15 protein-coding genes and 2 pseudogenes are annotated in these 17878 nt (G+C 46.4%); 9 read left to right on the top strand and 8 right to left on the bottom strand.

Annotated features, from left to right (window positions below; genetic code table 11):
• Window positions 1-25 precede the first annotated feature (25 nt).
• Window positions 26-286, top strand: coding sequence for a zinc ribbon domain-containing protein (locus tag F890_RS00980; RefSeq protein ID WP_005265504.1), 261 nt, complete (start codon window positions 26-28; stop codon window positions 284-286).
• Here the strand turns inward: F890_RS00980 and ftsW are convergent.
• The 5 genes from ftsW to F890_RS00955 all read right to left on the bottom strand — a co-directional run bounded on the left by ftsW (window position 275) and on the right by F890_RS00955 (window position 5425).
• Window positions 275-1471 carry a putative lipid II flippase FtsW gene (gene ftsW, locus F890_RS00975; RefSeq protein ID WP_004281069.1) on the bottom strand — a complete coding sequence of 399 codons (1197 nt, stop codon included), beginning with the start codon at window positions 1469-1471 and terminating at the stop codon, window positions 275-277. The two genes, F890_RS00980 and ftsW, sit on opposite strands and share 12 nt — an antisense overlap.
• A 20-nt stretch (window positions 1472-1491) precedes the next feature.
• Entirely contained in the window at window positions 1492-2838 is a 1347-nt protein-coding gene (gene murD, locus F890_RS00970; RefSeq protein WP_005265503.1) for a UDP-N-acetylmuramoyl-L-alanine--D-glutamate ligase, read from the bottom strand.
• A 162-nt stretch (window positions 2839-3000) separates the two neighbouring features.
• Window positions 3001-3252, bottom strand: coding sequence for a DUF6587 family protein (locus F890_RS00965; RefSeq protein ID WP_005265502.1), 252 nt, complete (start codon window positions 3250-3252; stop codon window positions 3001-3003).
• Window positions 3253-3311: 59 nt separating this feature from the next.
• On the bottom strand, window positions 3312-5168 hold the full coding sequence (gene feoB / locus F890_RS00960; RefSeq protein WP_005265501.1) for a ferrous iron transporter B: 1857 nt from the start codon (window positions 5166-5168) through the stop codon (window positions 3312-3314).
• On the bottom strand, window positions 5165-5425 hold the full coding sequence (locus F890_RS00955) for a FeoA family protein (RefSeq protein WP_005101473.1): 261 nt from the start codon (window positions 5423-5425) through the stop codon (window positions 5165-5167). The genes feoB and F890_RS00955 overlap by 4 nt, the downstream gene beginning before the upstream one ends.
• 174 nt (window positions 5426-5599) lie before the next feature.
• Here F890_RS00955 and xerD point away from each other — a divergent pair, with 174 nt between their 5' ends.
• The 4 genes from xerD (at window position 5600) to thrC (ending at window position 10057) form a co-directional block, all read left to right on the top strand.
• Complete coding sequence (gene xerD / locus F890_RS00950) at window positions 5600-6517, top strand: site-specific tyrosine recombinase XerD (protein ID WP_005265499.1); 918 nt, start codon at window positions 5600-5602, stop codon at window positions 6515-6517.
• A 99-nt stretch (window positions 6518-6616) separates the two neighbouring features.
• Complete coding sequence (locus tag F890_RS00945; protein WP_005265498.1) at window positions 6617-7426, top strand: DsbC family protein; 810 nt, start codon at window positions 6617-6619, stop codon at window positions 7424-7426.
• 127 nt (window positions 7427-7553) lie between these two features.
• Entirely contained in the window at window positions 7554-8861 is a 1308-nt protein-coding gene (locus F890_RS00940; RefSeq protein WP_005263945.1) for a homoserine dehydrogenase, read from the top strand.
• A gap of 56 nt (window positions 8862-8917) precedes the next feature.
• Window positions 8918-10057 carry a threonine synthase gene (gene thrC, locus F890_RS00935; protein WP_005265496.1) on the top strand — a complete coding sequence of 380 codons (1140 nt, stop codon included), beginning with the start codon at window positions 8918-8920 and terminating at the stop codon, window positions 10055-10057.
• Between the two features lie 59 nt (window positions 10058-10116).
• Here the strand turns inward: thrC and F890_RS00930 are convergent, their stop codons facing one another.
• Window positions 10117-11178: a serine hydrolase gene (locus F890_RS00930; RefSeq protein ID WP_005249689.1), complete on the bottom strand. Its 1062-nt coding sequence runs from the start codon at window positions 11176-11178 to the stop codon at window positions 10117-10119.
• Window positions 11179-11396: 218 nt separating this feature from the next.
• Between F890_RS00930 and F890_RS00925 the strand changes: the two genes are divergently transcribed.
• From F890_RS00925 to F890_RS19370, 4 genes and pseudogenes are all read left to right on the top strand, one after another.
• Entirely contained in the window at window positions 11397-12032 is a 636-nt protein-coding gene (locus tag F890_RS00925) for a response regulator transcription factor GacA (RefSeq protein ID WP_004281059.1), read from the top strand.
• 22 nt (window positions 12033-12054) lie between these two features.
• On the top strand, window positions 12055-13620 hold the full coding sequence (locus F890_RS00920; protein ID WP_005265495.1) for a sensor histidine kinase: 1566 nt from the start codon (window positions 12055-12057) through the stop codon (window positions 13618-13620).
• Window positions 13621-13634: 14 nt separating this feature from the next.
• A pseudogene (locus tag F890_RS00915) lies at window positions 13635-14805 on the top strand (sigma-54-dependent transcriptional regulator); the annotation flags it as partial.
• A 72-nt stretch (window positions 14806-14877) separates the two neighbouring features.
• Window positions 14878-15060 (top strand): annotated as a pseudogene (locus F890_RS19370) (helix-turn-helix domain-containing protein); the annotation flags it as partial.
• Here F890_RS19370 and F890_RS00910 read toward each other — a convergent pair.
• Both F890_RS00910 and gpmI read right to left on the bottom strand, forming a co-directional pair.
• Window positions 15061-16233, bottom strand: a complete 1173-nt coding sequence (locus F890_RS00910; RefSeq protein WP_005265493.1) for a S41 family peptidase — start codon at window positions 16231-16233, stop codon at window positions 15061-15063. It lies immediately after the preceding pseudogene.
• Between the two features lie 29 nt (window positions 16234-16262).
• Window positions 16263-17810 (bottom strand): 2,3-bisphosphoglycerate-independent phosphoglycerate mutase, encoded by a 1548-nt coding sequence (gene gpmI / locus F890_RS00905; protein WP_005265492.1) that lies wholly within the window; start codon window positions 17808-17810, stop codon window positions 16263-16265.
• Window positions 17811-17878: the final 68 nt, after the last annotated feature.

Below are 17878 nucleotides of genomic sequence, written 5' to 3'. Positions count from 1 at the left end.
ATGAAAAATTGATAGGAAGAAGAGTATGTTTTTTATTTTTGGCGTCGCCCCTAAAACCAAAACCATTGAGAAAAGCCAGTTTCTGTGTCCGGTCTGCCGTACTCGTTCGGGCTATGAGCTAAAACAGCAGCGTAATTATTTTTCTTTATTTTTTATACCCTTGATTCCACTTTCCAAGCCTAAATCTGCTTTTGTGACCTGTTCCAATTGTGGAACCGCAATGCCGAGCACGGTACTGGACCATGCTCAGCCAGAGCCAGGACGAAACTCCAATCTAGAAGCTTGATTCTTCGCGGCTTGGATTGACCTGACGCGTGGTCGAATCAATTTTCAGAATCAGACTGATCATGACCGCACAGATAATCAGGGATGAACCGCCATAACTAATAAATGGCAAGGTCAAACCCTTGGTCGGCAACATGCCCATATTCATACCGGCATTCACCAGAATCTGTAACAGGAAAATGATACTGATGCCATAAGCCAGATAGCCGGCACGCAAATATTGATGCTGCAAGGCGCGGTGTCCAATGCGGATACAGCAAACCAGCATGGTGAAGGACAAGATCAGGATGGTTGAAATGCCTAAAAAGCCAAATTCTTCACCCAAAATTGCCAGCATGAAATCGGTATGCGCCTCAGGCAAATAAGACATTTTCTGGATACTATGCCCCAAGCCTACCCCTGCCCACTCCCCACGGCCAAAGGCCATAAGGGCATTAGAGAGCTGATAACCGGTGCCTAAGGGATCTTCCCAAGGATTCGAAAAAGACAGCAGACGTTGCAGACGATACGGTTCCAACAGAATCGCGGCAGCAAATGCGCCGACCAAGGTCATAAAAGCCACACCGAACTGAATCCACGGCGCACCCGCCAGAAAGAACACGCCAAGCATGGTTAAGGTAATTACCACGGTTGCACCCAAGTCAGGCTCGAGAATAATCAAACCGACGGTAGCACCCATGATGGCACTTAAACGGACCAGACCCTTGATATTATTCCGTACTTCTTCCGCACGGCGCACCACGTAGTCTGCAGTAAAAATTGCCATCATCACTTTGGCGACTTCCGAAGCCTGTAAGGTAAAGCCTGCGATCCGAATCCAGCGTTTGGAACCATTGACTTCCGTCCCGACAAATAGCACGGCCACCAAAAGTACGATGGTAATAATCCACAAAAAGAAAGTGTTATTAAACCAGACTTTTAAGGGGATTTTATAAGCCAGAAAAGCTGCTACGGCAGCGACAAAAATCGAAATCCCATGTCGGCTAATATAGTGAAACGGATTTTCATGCATACGTTCTGCATAGGGCATCGAGGCCGATGCCACCATGATCGAACCAATGCAGAGCAAAGCCAACACACAGAAAATCAATACATTCCGTGGATTCACTTCAGCAGGTATTCTAGGTATCCACTGCGTATAAAATTGATTTAATTTATTGATCGTAGTCTGAGCAAACCCAGCCATATCACGAATCCTTGTTATTCTTAATTGAGTTCATTCACATACGCAACAAACTTGCGACCACGCTCAGGATAACCCGAGAACATATCAAAACTTGCGCATGCAGGAGACAATAGCACGACATCATGTGCCTGAGTGTGCTTTTGGCAGATTTCTACCGCCTGCTGCAGGCTGTCCGCATGAATCAGTTCAGTCGTACCCGCAATCGCTGCTTCAATGACGGGACGATCTTCACCGATCAATACCGCTACTTTGGCATATTTAGCGAGTGATTCACGCAAAGCCTTAAAGTCCTGCCCTTTGCCCTGTCCACCGAGAATAATCGCAACCTTGCCACCTTGAGCTTCAATGGCCATGCCCAGACCATCTAGCGCCGCCAAGGTTGCGCCGATATTGGTACCTTTGGAGTCGTTATAATAGCGTACGCCCTGTACTTCTTTAACGAATTCACAGCGATGTTCCAGACCTTTAAACGTCTTTAAAGTATTCAGCATGCTTTCTAGTGGCAGACCTATCGCCTCACCCAGCGCCAGACAGGCCAAGGCATTGGCAACATTATGCGTGCCCTGCATATACATCTCGGTACTTTTCAGCAGACGCTCACGACCACGCGCCAGCCAGATACTGCCATCGGTATCCTTGAGAATACCGTACTGGTTCATATCTGGTGCATTCAGTCCGAAACTTTGCATCGGTGTTACGTCTGGTACCAACGGACGGGTCAAAGAGTCATCACGATTATAGACGACTTTTTTCACACCTTGAAAAATCCGGTGTTTCGCCGTGTGATAACCCATCATATCGCCATGACGATCGAGATGATCTTCACTCATGTTCAACACCACCGCGACTTCAGCCGCCAGATTTGAAGTAGTTTCCAACTGAAAACTGGACAGCTCGAGTATATACAGCTCAGGATCATCTTTAGTCAGGTCTAGCGCAGGACGGCCTAAGTTACCACCGACAGCGACTTTTTTACCTGCATCCGCTGCCATCAGGCCAATCAAGGTCGTCACGGTGCTTTTGGCATTAGAACCGGTAATCGCCACAATAGGCTTATCCGTGGCACGGCGTAAAATCTGGATTTCACTGACTACCGGAATGCCCTTGTTAATCGCTGCCTGAATTTCAGGAAGTTTAGGGTCAAGCCCGGGGCTAATCACGATTTCTTCTGCAGAAAGTAACAGTTCGGCGTCAAACTGACCAAAACTGGTCTGAACCTCAGCGGGTATCTGGTCATGTCCGGGCGGGTTAGCTCTAGAATCTGTTACTGCAACGCGGTAGCCCTGACTATGCAAGAAATTGACTGCTGCAACACCTGATATTCCGAGTCCTGCAACGACTTTTAACCCACCACGTTGTATTAACATTTTCGCCCCATATTTTGGTCTATTTTGAAACTGACGAAATGGTAGCACTTTGCTGTTTTGAATGCCTTTTCTGATTGGCTTTTCTGCACATTTTTTTTGTGTCCATGCGTAAAAAAACCGTCATGATCATGACGGTTTTTAAAATTCAGCCAGAAAAGGAAATTATTTCCATTTCACCGCTTGTTGGGCTGGCTTTTCTTCTGAACTTTTTTCTGAAACCGGACAGGCACAGTTGCCACCACAGCCTGCCGCCACACCCGGTTGCAGCCATTTGGCCAGACGCTTCCAGCCCTTGGCTGCACAGGCATCAGACAGCTTCTGGAAGACTGAGTTAGAGGTGTTCGGAAACACCTTTTTGAATACTACCAGCATGCTCCAAAGCACCAGTGCTGTCACAATTAGAATTTCAATCATCTCAATCTCCCATACATATACAATGCAGCAAACTCAATTGGCCAAGGCCAATCTAAGATTTAGCCCAAATAATATGAAGCAATTTGATAAGTCAGGAATGACATGAAATATGCCAGACCAAACAGGTAAACCGTCATGATACTGACAGTTTTCCAGGAACCTGTTTCACGTTTAACCGTTGCCAGAGTCGCCAGACAATGTGGTGCATAAATAAACCACACCAGCAAAGACAAACCTGTCGCAACTGACCAGCCCAGATCACCTCCACCGCTAATTAGCGCAGCTAGACCTTCAGACATCGCATCTTCATCAACTGCCGACATCGCATAGACTGTGCCCAGTGCTGCAACGACCACTTCACGCGCTGCCATCGCCGGAATCAGGGCAATACAGATCTGCCAGTTAAAACCGAGGGGTGCAAAGATCGGTTGCATCAGATGACCGAGCATCCCTGCCAATGAATAATCAATGGCCGGCAGGGTTGCGCCTTCTGGTGGCTGCGGGAACGTACACAGGAACCACAGCACAATCGATAAGGCGAAGATGATGCCGCCGACACGTTTCAAGAAGATTTTGCCGCGATCCAATAAGCCGATCCAAACGTTCTTCAAGTCCGGAAAACGGTAGCTTGGCAGTTCCATCAACAGCATGTGCTGTGATTTATCTTTGTGGAAGAATTTCAACACAAAAGACACCAGCAAGGCACTTACGATACCTGCCATATAAAGACCGAAGAGCACCAGACCTTGCAGATTCAGGAAACCCCAGACAGTTTGTGCGGGTACAAATGCCGCAATTAGCAAGGCATAAACTGGCAAACGCGCCGAACAGGTCATTAAAGGTGCAACAAAAATCGTGGTTAAACGATCTCGTGGATCACTGATGGTCCGCGATGCCATGATGCCCGGAATGGCACAGGCAAAGCTGGACAATAACGGAATAAAGGCACGTCCTGATAAACCGGCTTTAAACATCAGCTTATCTAATAGGAAAGCAGCACGCGGTAAATAACCCGATTCTTCCAGTACCAGAATAAAGAAGAACAAAATCAGAATTTGTGGCAGGAATACGACTACTCCGCCTGCACCGGCAATAATCCCATCTACCACCAGACTATTCAGCAAGGGATGAGAAATATATTCGCCGAGGAACTCACCCAACCAGCCGAAGAAGGATTCAATCCCATCCATAAACGGCGCAGCCCAGGCAAATACCGCCTGGAAAATCACGAACATCATCACGGCCAGACTAATTAAGCCCAGTACCGGATGCAGAAAAATCTTGTCGAGGAAATCGGTACGTTTATCTTCCTGATCGACGAAATTGACCACGTCATTCAGAATGTTTTCCACGCGCTGGTGACTGTCACCTTTCAAGCCGCTGAGCTCAGTCTGTGGTACAGAATACTTGCCTTGATCCAACGCATTTTTCAGGTTTTCAATCCCTGAATTGCGCACAGCCACCGTTTCTACCACAGGTACGCCCAGTCGCTCAGACAGCTTCTGAGTATTGATCTGCATGCCACGACGGCGTGCTTCATCCATCATGTTCAGCACAACCAGCACCGGACGACCCAGCTGAATCATTTCCAGCACCAGACCCAAATGCAGTTTCAGATTGGTGGCATCTACCACACACAAAAATGCATCCTGCTCCTGCTCTTCCGCAATTTTACCTTGTACGACGTTGCGGGTAATCTCTTCATCCGGACTGGTCGCATCCAGACTATAAGTTCCCGGCAAATCCAGTACCCGTACCACTTTGCCTGAGGCAAGCTGAAACGTACCGACTTTACGTTCAACCGTGACACCCGCATAGTTACCGACTTTTTGGCGTGTTCCGGTTAAGTGGTTGAATAATGAAGTTTTACCGCAGTTAGGGTTACCGACAAGGGCAATACGTAATGTATCACTCATGCCGACACCGCCTGTTCGATTTCAATTTTGGCTGCTTCTGATTTACGCAAAGCAAAACGTGTGAATCCAACTTGAATCAAAATGGGATCTCCACCAAAAATACCTTTAGTAATGACTTGTACCTTTGTACCTGGTACAAAGCCTAAAGTTTCCAAACGACTCGCAACGACATCGTGTAGAGCACTTTCACCATCAGCTGTTCGACTCACTTTTCGAATGATGGCAATTTGTTTTGCTTTTAAATCAGACAAACGCACCGTGAAATTCCTAAACTATTTTGTACAGTATACAAACAAATGAGAATAATTAACAAATAAGATTAATTACATTTCGATTTAGCCTTATACCACATCGACACTGTCATAAAATTAAACTACAGTGGAGAATACCAATCCCGATTATCGCTTTTTCAGATCAGATCCTTTCACCCTATGCTGAATAAAAAACCCCGTATTCCTGCCCCTGTCCAAATTCCTGATGCGTTCAGTTATTTGCAGGGTTTTCGTGATTATCTGATTGCACAAACGGTCAGCCCGCATACTCGAAATGCCTATTTGTCCGATCTGGTGCAATGTGCAGAATGCCTGAGCAAGCCTCTGCCGGAATGGAATCATGATGATATTTCTGATGTACTGATTGCGCTGACCAAACAGCAAAAAAGTCCACGTTCGATTGCCCGCTGCCTATCTGCCTTGCGCTCATTTTATAAATTTCTGCGTGAGCAGAAACTTCGTAGTGACAATCCGGTGGCTGCACATAAAACCCCGAAACTGGGCCGGGCCTTACCCAAAGATCTCTCCGAAGCTGATGTCGAAGCCCTGATTCATGCTCCGGATATCAACACGGCATTAGGGCTGCGCGATCGCGCCATGTTTGAAGTGCTGTATGCCTGCGGACTCCGGGTGACCGAACTGATTAACTTGCGGCTGGAACTGATCAACTTAAAACAGGGCTATTTACGTATTGTGGGTAAAGGTAATAAAGAACGCCTGGTTCCGATGGGAAAAATGGCCTGTGAATGGGTGGGAAAATATCTGAATGAAGCCCGTCCGCAACTGTATAGGACTTCGACCGATTATCTGTTTTTGACCCAGCATGGCGGTATCATGAGCCGGCAGAATTTCTGGTATGCCATTAAGCGTTATGCGCTGCAGGCCGGAATCCAGTCCGAACTGTCACCGCATACCTTGCGCCATGCCTTTGCGACGCATTTACTCAATCATGGCGCAGACTTACGCGTGGTACAGATGCTGCTCGGGCATAGTGATCTGTCTACCACCCAAATTTATACCCATGTAGCACAAGTACGGATGCAACAGCTACACGCGACCCATCATCCACGAGCTTAAAACATATCCGGATGGAATAAACTGAGAAGTTTGACGTGTGGGTATTTTTTTTTGTTATGCTAATGCTCTGTTTTTAATCCAAGAAGAAAAGGGTTTTTTATGACATTTGCCCGCTCAAAAATTTTTATGGCTTGCATACTTGCTGCTGGTTTGGGTCTGACTGCGTGTTCCAATTCCACTAACAACGATAAAAAGCAAGAGTTGACTGCGAGCGCACCGGCGACGGGCGAAGCCTCTACCCTGACAGAACGCAATGCAGAACAGCGTCTGGCTTCTACGCTGGAAAAGCATTTCAAAACTGCTGGCATCAGTGCCAAAATTACCGACATTAAAGCCACTGAAGTGCCAAACCTGTACTGGGTGAGTCTGGAAGGCATGTCTGCGGTCTATGTCACCAGTGACGGTAAATACCTGATTCAGGGCGATGTGATCCGTCTCGGTGACAAACAGCTACACAATGTCAGCGAAAACCTGCAGGCAGGCATCAACAATAAACTCTTTGCTGAACTCAAGCCAGCAGACTTGCTGGTCTATCCAGCCAAAGGCAAAGCCAAGCATGTGGTCTATGTGTTTACCGATGTCAGCTGTCCGTATTGCCATAAATTCCATGAGCAAATGGATGAGATGAATGCCAAAGGCATTGAAGTGCGTTATATCGCCTGGCCGCGTGGTGAACAGCATATGCCGGCCATGGAAGCGATCTGGTGCAGTGCTGACCGCCGTAGTGCCTTTGACCAGGCGATTTCAGGCGCACAGATTAGTGCAGAGAAGTGTAAAAATCCTGTTCAAGATCAATATCAAATGGGTCTGAAGATGGGCGTGAATGGTACCCCTGCCATTTATAATTCAGCAGGTACTTATCTGGGTGGTTACCTGTCTACATCGGAATTATTGAATCGGCTTAAATAACTCATTTTAATACGTTATTTAACTTTAATTTATAGATAAAGATATTCTGAAAATGACCCTAGAGTCAGGCGGTTTTTTTAGCTATGATCTAGGTTCTTGTAAAAAACTGTTTAATTTGGAGTGTGACGTGAAACCAGTTCGTCTGGCAATCCTCGGTCTTGGTACTGTAGGTGGTGGTGCCTTGAAACTATTAAAAGAAAATGCTGCTGAGATCAAACGTCGCACCGGTCGTGAAATTGAAATTACCCATGTAGGCACCCGTCGTCCACGTCCTGATCTGGATCTGCCAGAATCGGTCAAACAAAGTGCTGATTTGATGGACATCGTGCGTCAACCTGATGTAGACGTGGTGGTTGAAGTCATGGGCGGAATTCATCCTGCCTATGAAGTCATCATGGAAGCCATGAAACATGGCAAACATATTGTAACCGCCAACAAAGCACTCTTGGCTGAACACGGTAATGAACTGTTTAAAGCGGCTGAAGACAATGCCGTGCAAATTGCCTATGAAGCCGCAGTGGCTGGTGGCATTCCAATTATTAAAGTGATCCGTGAAGGTTTGGCAGCCAACAAGATTGAATGGCTGGCCGGTATTATTAACGGCACAGGTAACTTCATTCTTAGTGAAATGCGTGAAAAAGGCCGCGCTTTTGAAGATGTGCTGAAAGAAGCGCAAGAACTGGGTTATGCCGAAGCCGATCCGACCTTTGACGTGGAAGGCATTGACGCAGCACACAAGCTGACGATTCTGGCCTCATGTGCCTTTGGTATTCCACTTCAGTTTGACAAAGTCTTTACTGAAGGCATTGGCAAAGTCACGGCACAAGATGTGAAATATGCCGAAGACCTCGGTTTCCGGATTAAACATCTGGGCATTGCACGCCGTACTGATGCCGGGATTGAACTCCGTGTACACCCGACCCTGATTCCAGATGACCAGCTGATTGCCAATGTCAATGGTGTGAAAAATGCGGTTCTGGTACAAGCCAATGCGGTTGGCCCAACACTGTACTATGGTGCTGGCGCGGGTGCTGGACCAACAGCTTCTGCGGTGGTTGCCGATGTCGTCGATATTGTCCGCGACATCATTTACACAGAAGACGGTGCAGGCACCATTCCACAACTGGCTTTCGAAGCGCTCAGTGATTTACCGATCTTGAGTCGTGAACAAATGACTACCGGCTATTACATCCGTATTAATGCCGAAGATCAGATGGGCGTGCTTGCCGATGTCACCACGATTTTAAGCCGTGCCGGCATTAGTATTGATGCGATCATGCAGCAACCGCGTTTATCCAAAGACCTTATTCCTATCGTGATTCTGACTGATCCAGTCAAGGAATCAAAAATGGATGCAGCGCTTTCACAAATTCAAGCATTACCCGTCATTCATGGCGAAATTGTACGAATTCGTTTAGAATCGCTTGATAATTAATCGGGTTGAGGGGAGGATTCCCCTTGCCAAGCTCTACACACAATTGGAACATCATCATGTCGAATGCCAATCGTTATACTGGTTTAGTTGACCGCTATCGCGACCGTTTACCAGTGTCTGCAACTACTCGTGCGATCTCTTTGGGTGAAGGTAATACTCCACTGATCAAGCTTGAGAATATTCCACGCATTATTGGTAAAGATGTTGAAATTTATGTGAAGTACGAGGGCTTAAACCCGACTGGTTCATTTAAAGACCGCGGTATGACTATGGCGGTGACCAAAGCCGTTGAAGAAGGCTCTAAAGCCATCATCTGCGCATCTACTGGTAACACCTCTGCGGCGGCGGCGGCATATGCTGCGCGTGCTGGCATCAAAGCATTCGTGCTCATCCCTGAAGGCAAAATTGCCATGGGTAAAATGGCTCAAGCGATGATGTATGGTGCGATCACCATGCAAATTCGCGGTAACTTCGATGACGGTATGCGTCTGGTTAAAGAAGTTGCCGATCAGGCACCGGTAACGATTGTAAACTCAATCAACCCATACCGCCTGCAAGGTCAAAAAACCATTGCTTATGAAATCGTTGAAGCTTTAGGTCGTGCACCGGATTATCACTGCCTGCCAGTCGGTAACGCGGGTAACATCACTGCGCACTGGATGGGTTATACCGAAGCGGTGGCTAACCAGTCGAAAGAAGAATTTGAGCAAGTCGTTTACGATGCTGAAACTGATGCTTTCACTGGTCCTAAACCGGCAGGTTTGCCAATCATGGCAGGTTACCAAGCCTCTGGTGCTGCACCGTTCCTTCGTGGCGGTCCAGTAGAAAACCCGGAAACTGTTGCAACTGCGATTCGTATCGGCAATCCGCAAAGCTTCAATCATGCTAAAGCGGTTGTTCGTGATTCAAACGGCTGGTTTGATGAACTGACTGATGCGGAAATTCTTGAAGCTCAACGTCTGCTTTCTATGTATGAAGGTGTATTCGTAGAGCCTGCGTCTGCTGCGTCTGTCGGCGGTGCGATCCGTGATATTAAAGCGGGTAAAATTGCTGAAGGTTCAGTGATCGTATGTACCGTAACGGGTAACGGTCTGAAAGATCCAGACACTGCCATCAAGCAATGTGCTAATGCTGTGATGCTGTCGATTGATGCGACCATGACTCAAGTTAAAGACTCTATTCTGTCGAATATGTAATTTCGGCCAGAATTAAAAAAACCCTGCAAGTGCAGGGTTTTTTTTTATGAACCAATCAATTAGATTCGTTTAGGTTGCTGGCTAACCCAACTCATTAAACGGGTCGCATCATTGGTACGCGCCTGTGAGCTGTTTGCACCTAAAAGTACCACTGCCACAGGACGGTTATTCAGAGTGGTGTGCATCACCACACAGCGCCCTGCTTCATTAATAAAACCGGTTTTAGAAATATTGATATTCCATCCGCCATTACGTACCAAGGCATTGGTATTATTCGATTTCAATACACGATAACCCAAGTTAAAGTCATAGCTTGGCGTGGTCGAGAACTGACGAATCAGGCCGTATTGAGAGGCCGTATTTACCAAGATTCCCAAGTCACGAGCTGATGCCACGTTACCCGGATGCAAACCTGTTGATTCCATAAAGCGAGTGGAGTTCATTCCCAGCTCTTTAGCTTTTGCATTCATTTTGGCAATAAACGCTGATCGACCACCGGGATAGGTCCGTGCCAAAGCGGCTGCAGCCGGATTCTCGGACTTCATCAGAGCAAACAGTAAAGCTTCAGCACGGTTCATGCTGTCCCCTGCTCTTAAAGTCGAGCTTGAGCTTTTACAGCCTGAACAGGAAAAATCAGCCTGTTGCAGGGTGATTTTTTCCGACATATTCAGACGTGCATCAGAAATCACCACCGCTGTCATCAGCTTGGTAATCGATGCAATCGGATAGGCAGTATTGGTATTTTTGCTAAACAGCACTTCACCGGTTTGCGCATCCATGACCAGTGCAGCCCGTGCATTGACAGAAGGTTGATTACTAAAATGATTGGTATCAATAATCTGCGGCGCAGTATAAGCAGGTTTGATTACTGCTGGCGCTGCTGTGCCGGCCTGACGCAAAGTGGTGGTCACTGTTGCAGACCCGGGTGGCGAAGGCTCATTGGCTGACGCATTAAAATCATCGCTCATTAACTGGTTAACTTCTTCAGAAGACCAACTAATGCTGGAACCGCCCTCTGCCGTGCCAGAATTCATAATGATTTCAGCAAAACTTGTCGTGCTCATGCTGATTAACACGGACAGGCCGAGTAGATGCCTTAAAGACTTGTTTATTTTCTTCACTATTCCTTCACTCAACTAACAGAGGTAAGATTGATTTGCGTATTACCTCTAATATGCCTTACATTTAAACACAATGCCGAACATTTTTTGTTCTTGACACTGTGTGATAAGTTTCAGATTTAATCTTGCGAATAGGATTGCTAATTTTGTACTTTCATTGCAAGCTTATTTTGCTTTATGTAACAAAAAAATGATTTTTTAACAGAGGGAGAGCGTAGGTGATCACAGTTTTAGTTGTGGACGACCATGAATTAGTTCGTACTGGAATTTGCAGAATGCTAGAAGACCATGCGGAGGTTCAGGTAATTGGACAAGCTGAATCTGGTGAAGAAGCGATCTCTCTGGTTCGTCAACATCATCCTGATGTAGTTTTGTTAGATGTAAATATGCCGGGCATTGGCGGCGTAGAAACCACGCGCCGTCTACTTCAGAGTGCGCCGGAAACCAAAGTTCTAGCGGTCAGCGGTCTGGCAGAAGAACCTTATCCCTCCCTGTTATTGAAAGCCGGTGCCAAAGGCTATATTACTAAAGGGGCCCCGATTTCGGAAATGGTCCGTGCGATTAATAAAGTCATGCAAGGCGGCAAATATTTCAGCGCCGACATTGCGGAACAGTTAGCCAGCTCTTACCTTTCTGATACACAACAATCCCCTTTTGATGCATTGTCAGAACGTGAAATGCAAGTGGCGATGATGGTGGTGAATTGTATCAGCGCCCAGGAAATTGCCGACAAGCTCTTTGTTAGTGTTAAAACCGTGAATACTTATCGTTACCGTATTTTTGAAAAACTGAATATCGATAGCGATGTCAAACTGACTCATCTGGCGATGCGCTATGGACTCATTAAACCTTAGCCTTTGACGAGTCGCGGTGCATATGGCACAACAATCCAGTTATTCTGCACTCAATCAATATCATCTTGGTATCTGGTATAGCGCCTATCGCCTGCTAATCAGCACCGGCCTGCTGCTGATTTTTCTGCTAACCTACCCTGAACTCACCACCGATTATCAATACCCGCAGCTGTATTATTATGCGCTGGGAATCGGGGTTGCGATCAATACCGTACAGCTGTTTGCGCTGAAATGGATCAGACGACTGATCCAGCCGCAGCTGGTCATGATTTTCTTTAGCGATGTCTGCATTTTAAGTTTGCTGACTTTGGCGAGCGACGGTCCTAATCTGCAAATCGGGCTGCTGTTTGTGATTACCATCTTTTCTGCATCTTTATTATTAGATGCAAAAAAGGCCTTAGTCGTCACGCTGGTTGCTGTTATCAGCGTAATTTATCAGCATTTTATCGGCAGTATTTTTGCATTTTCATCACTCAGCAATATCAGTAATAGCGCCTTGCTGGCCTTTTTATTTTTTGTGGTCTATGGCACTGGGCAGATCGCCATACGCCGTTTTCAGATTCTGGAAAATCTAAATTTTTCTCAATCGCTGGAACTGCATCGCTTACAGAATATTAACCGCTATATTCTGGAGCAGATTGAAACCGGCTATCTGGTTCTGGATGAAAACTACCATGTGGTACTCAGTAATCCTGCCGCCTGTAATCTTCTTGGAATTGAGTCCAAATACGGCCATGAGAAATTCACTTTATCTCAGTCACAGCCAGATTTATTTGAACTGATCCATTTTGAGACACTGGAAAATGGTGAGCGCTTTCAGTTTGAATCTCAGCAAAGTCGCTATAATATTCATGTGCAGGTGCAAAAACTGATTGTGCCACATCAGACTCTAATGCTACTGGTGTTACAGGATGCCAAAAAACTGAATCAGCAGGTGCAGCAACTTAAACTTGCTGCACTGGGTCAACTCTCGGCCAGTATTGCCCATGAAATTCGCAACCCCCTAGCTGCCATTGTGCAAGCCAATGATTTATATCTGGACTCGGAAACTGAACAGCAACAGCTACTCCAGCAGATGATTGGCCGACAGGCGACCCGGATTGACCGGATTATTCAGGACACGCTGAATATGGTCAAAAATAAAGAAACCCATCCTATACCGATTCATCTCAATGATTTTATCCCGTTATTTATCCAGGAAGATCTGGCCGATATTCATGATCAGATTCAATTTAATATTGATATCCCTTTGGTAATTCAGTTTGATGAAGCACAATTCCGGCAAATCCTCATTAATCTGATTCGTAATGCCATTCGTCACAATTCAGCAGATGCAGCCTATATTCAGCTGAATGTGCATCCCTATGAACATCGGGTCTGGATTGATGTACGGGATTTTGGCTCTGGCGTAGCCGTACATGATCAGGCCTTATTGTTTAAACCCTTTTTTAGTACATCGATTAGTGGTACCGGATTAGGATTGTATTTATCACATAGTTTTTGCGAAGCAAATCAGGCACAATTAAACTATATACAACAAGAACAGGGCGCATGCTTTCGCATCAGCTGTCAACGTATTACGCTTTAAAGGGGTCAAGGAAGATGAATGGGGAACAACAACCACTGGTGCTCTTGGTGGATGATGAGGAGGATTTATGTACCCTCATGCAAATGTCATTGCTGCGCATGGGAATTCGCACGCACATTGCCCATCGTTTGGAAGACGCTAAAAAATGCCTTGCCAATCATCAATATGATGCCTGTCTGACCGACCTGAATCTGCCCGATGGCAATGGTTTGGAGTTACTGGATTGGATTGGCAATCTTTACCCGACACTTCCGGTCGCGGTTCTGACCGCCTATGGCAATATGGAAATCGCCATTGCTGCGCTCAAAGCCGGGGCCTTTGATTTTGTCAGCAAACCGATCAATCAGAAACATCTGGAACAACTCTTACAAAAAGCCCTGAATAAACCGGTGGATTATTCGCATAATAATCCAAATGAAGCGCTTGAACATAAAATGCTGATTGGACAATCCCTGCCGATCCAGCAACTACGTATTACCTTACAAAAAATTGCCCGATCCCAAGCACCGGTTTTTATCACTGGTGAATCGGGAACAGGTAAAGAAGTCGTGGCCAATCTGGTCCATCGCCTGAGTAACCGCAATGAAGGTCCTTTTATTGCGATTAACTGTGGCGCCATTCCGACTGAGTTGATGGAAAGCGAACTGTTTGGGCATAAGAAAGGCAGCTTTACCGGCGCTGCTCAGGACAAACAGGGACTGATTCAATCTGCCCATGGTGGCAGTCTGTTTCTGGATGAAATTGCAGAATTACCGCTTTCTATGCAGGTCAAATTGTTACGTGCCGTACAGGAAAAACGTATTCGTCCACTCGGTTCGGATACCGAAATTGATGTGGATTTCCGTGTGATCAGTGCCACGCATCAGGATCTGGAAGCCTTGGTGCAACAAGGCAAATTCCGTCAGGATTTATATTTCCGTATTCATGTAATGGATCTGACTTTACCGCCATTACGTGAACGAGGCCAGGATATTCTGTTATTGGCCGAACACTTTATTCAGAAGATTTGCCAGGAATGGGACATTCCCAATAAAAAACTGACCGAACGTAGCAAAGAGTTCTTATTGGGACAATATTATCCAGGTAATGTACGTGAATTGCGTAATATTATGGAACGCGCAATTACTTTAAGTGATGAAGAGCGGATTGATCTTCAGCATTTGCAGAGTGCACCGCTACGTCATGCGCTTAACAGCCCTCAGGAGATAAATACGCTCACGAGCGAGATCATTGCGACCGAAACCCTGATTGCACCTAAAAAAGCTGCCTGAAGAGGGTCTAGAACTATATTTGGAAACGGTCGAGAAAGAAATTTTACTGAATGCGCTGAATCTGACCCATTGGAACCGGACACTGGCCGCCAAAAAACTCGGCATGTCATTCCGTTCCCTGCGCTATCGTTTGAAAAAGTTCGGACTGGATACCGAAGAAGACGAATAATTATTTTTGCAGGAGCAGCAAGTCTGTGACATGTTCCAGATAACTCTCCTCACGCATTTCCTGCTTAAACGGATAGTTGAAATGCGGCTGTACGCCCCGCCCTTCAATCATCTGGCCACTCGGGCTAAAGTATTGCGATACTGTCATCTGTAGAGCCGAACCGTTGCTTAAAGGAAAGAGTTTCTGTACTACGCCTTTGCCATAGCTCTTTTCGCCTACGACCCAGGCACGATTATGTTCTTTCAGGGCTGCAGTAAACACTTCTGCTGCAGAAGCCGAGCGGTTATTAATCAATACCCCAACTTTCAGATTCTGAAACTCAAAACTCGGCAAGGCCTGAAATTGCTGATTACCTTCAGCGCGGCTTTTGGTCGACACAATTACGCCCTGATTCAAAAATAAATCGGCAGATTCAACTGCAGCCGAGAGTAAGCCACCGGGATTATTGCGTAAATCAAATAGCACGGCTTTTAAGCGCTTGTCGGCATAGCTTTCGATTAGACGTTTGATTTCATTGGCAGTATCTTGCTGAAAAACCTTAACCTGCAAAACCAGCACCTGATTATTGTGCAAACTCGATTTAATTTCAGTATCTAGTTTGGTATTGCGGACCAGACGAACGGCCGGACTTTGCGGGGAAAGCTGGATCGTGAGCGTAGAGCCAACGGCTCCGCTCAATAACTGCCGGACTTGTTCCTGATTCAGGCTACTTAATATCTGATCGTCAATTTTATAAACCGTAACACCATTACGCAGTCCCTGCTTGGCTGAATCTGCATCGGCACTCAGCCCCTGAACCACCCATTGCTTCAACCGCGGGTCAAATTGCAGATCGAAATCAATGCTGGCCAGATCCCCTTCGGTATATTCACGCAGCTGCTTATAATCTTCAGGCGACAAATAACGGGAATAGCGATCTAAGCCACTGACCAGACCCTGAATGGCCTGCTGGAATAAAGCATCGTCATTTTTATCTTGAATATAATTATCTTTTACAATGCCATAAATTTGTACGAATTCCTGAATGGATGCCACAGGAATTTCAGAATAGACCTGCCCATCCATTTCCATATCATCGAATGCGGGCTCATTTGAACCCGCACCCCAGGCTGAATGGCTCAAACACATCAGTAAGCATGGTATTACAACAGACTTCCAGCGTGTTCTTGCCATTCTTTGACCTTTTTAGAATTTATCGAAAATTATGCATCAAGCTGAATCAGGTTACGACCTTGCATTTCAGCAGGCACCGGAACTTGCATCAGGCTTAATAAAGTCGGTGCGACATCTGCCAATACACCGCCTTCTGCGATCGTGGCCTGAGTTGGGCCAACATAAATAAATGGAACCAATTCAGTGGTATGCTGAGTATGTACCTGACCACTGTGATAGTCCTGCATCTGCTCTACGTTACCATGATCGGCAGTCACAATCATATGACCTTTTTGCGCCATTACCGCTTCATAAACCCGGCCCAAACAGGTATCAACTGCTTCAACCGCTTTCACTGCAGCATCGAATACACCCGTATGACCGACCATATCACCATTGGCAAAGTTCACCACCAGCAGATCAAATTCACCTGAATTGATCGCAGCCACCAGCTCATCAGTCACTTCATAAGCACTCATTTCCGGTTTAAGGTCATAAGTGGCTACGTTTGGCGATGGAATCAGGATACGTTTCTCACCCGGATATTCGTCTTCACGGCCGCCGCTGAAGAAGAAGGTCACATGTGCATATTTTTCTGTTTCCGCGATACGCAGCTGAGTTTTACCTAAGTTAGACAGGTATTCGCCAATCGAGTTGACCAATGCTTCAGGCATATACGCCACAGGTGCATCAATGGTCGCTTGATAACGCGTCAGCATGACAAACTTCGCCAGATTTGGCACAACTTTACGTTCAAAACCGGCAAAGTCTTTTTCTACAAATGCGCGGGTCAATTCACGGGCACGGTCAGCGCGGAAGTTCATGAATACGACGCTGTCGCCATCCTGAATTTTCGCCAGCTCGCCAATACGGGTCGCTTTAACAAACTCATCCGACTCATCGGCCGCATAAGCTTGTTCGAGACCTTCAACTGCGCTGGTAGCTGTACGAACCGCTTCGCCTTCAGTCAACAAGCGATAGGCCTGTTCAACACGATCCCAACGGTTGTCACGATCCATGGCAAAATAACGGCCGATCATGGTGGCAATACGACCTTGACCTGGATATTGAGCGAATAAGGCATCGAGTTTTTCTAAAGAAGGTTGTGCGCTTTTAGGCGGCGTATCACGACCATCTAAGAATGCATGTAAATAGACTTGCGCACCGCGTTTTAGCGCTAGCTCTGCCATCGCCACAATATGATCTTCATGGGAGTGCACACCACCTTCAGACAAAAGGCCAAGCAAATGTACTGCCCCACCTGCAGCTTTGGCTTTCTCAACTGCATCGACCAGAACTTCATGTTCAAAGAAGTCGCCCGTACGAATGTCTTTGGTAATTCGGGTAAAGTCCTGATACAGCACACGACCTGCACCGAGGTTCATATGTCCAACTTCAGAGTTACCCATCTGGCCATCCGGCAGGCCGACATCTTCACCTGAACCCGAGATCAAACCATGCGGATGCTTGTCCTGTATCGCAGTTAAATTTGGTCGTTTAGCTGCTAAAAACGCATTGTCTTCGACCGCTTCGCGATGACCCACACCATCCATAATCACCAAAATGTGAGGGATTTTGCCAGCAGTTGCATCCGTCATAATGAAATACTCTGTTCGTCTACGAATTAATCGCTCTATTTTAGCGAAGTTTATAAAAAGAGGCCATG

This window comes from Acinetobacter sp. CIP 64.7 (genome assembly GCF_000369745.1).
GTDB classification, from domain to species: Bacteria; Pseudomonadota; Gammaproteobacteria; order Pseudomonadales; family Moraxellaceae; genus Acinetobacter; species Acinetobacter fasciculus.
Note: the sequence above shows the minus strand (reverse complement) of the source record. Positions and strands in the feature narration are given on the sequence as shown.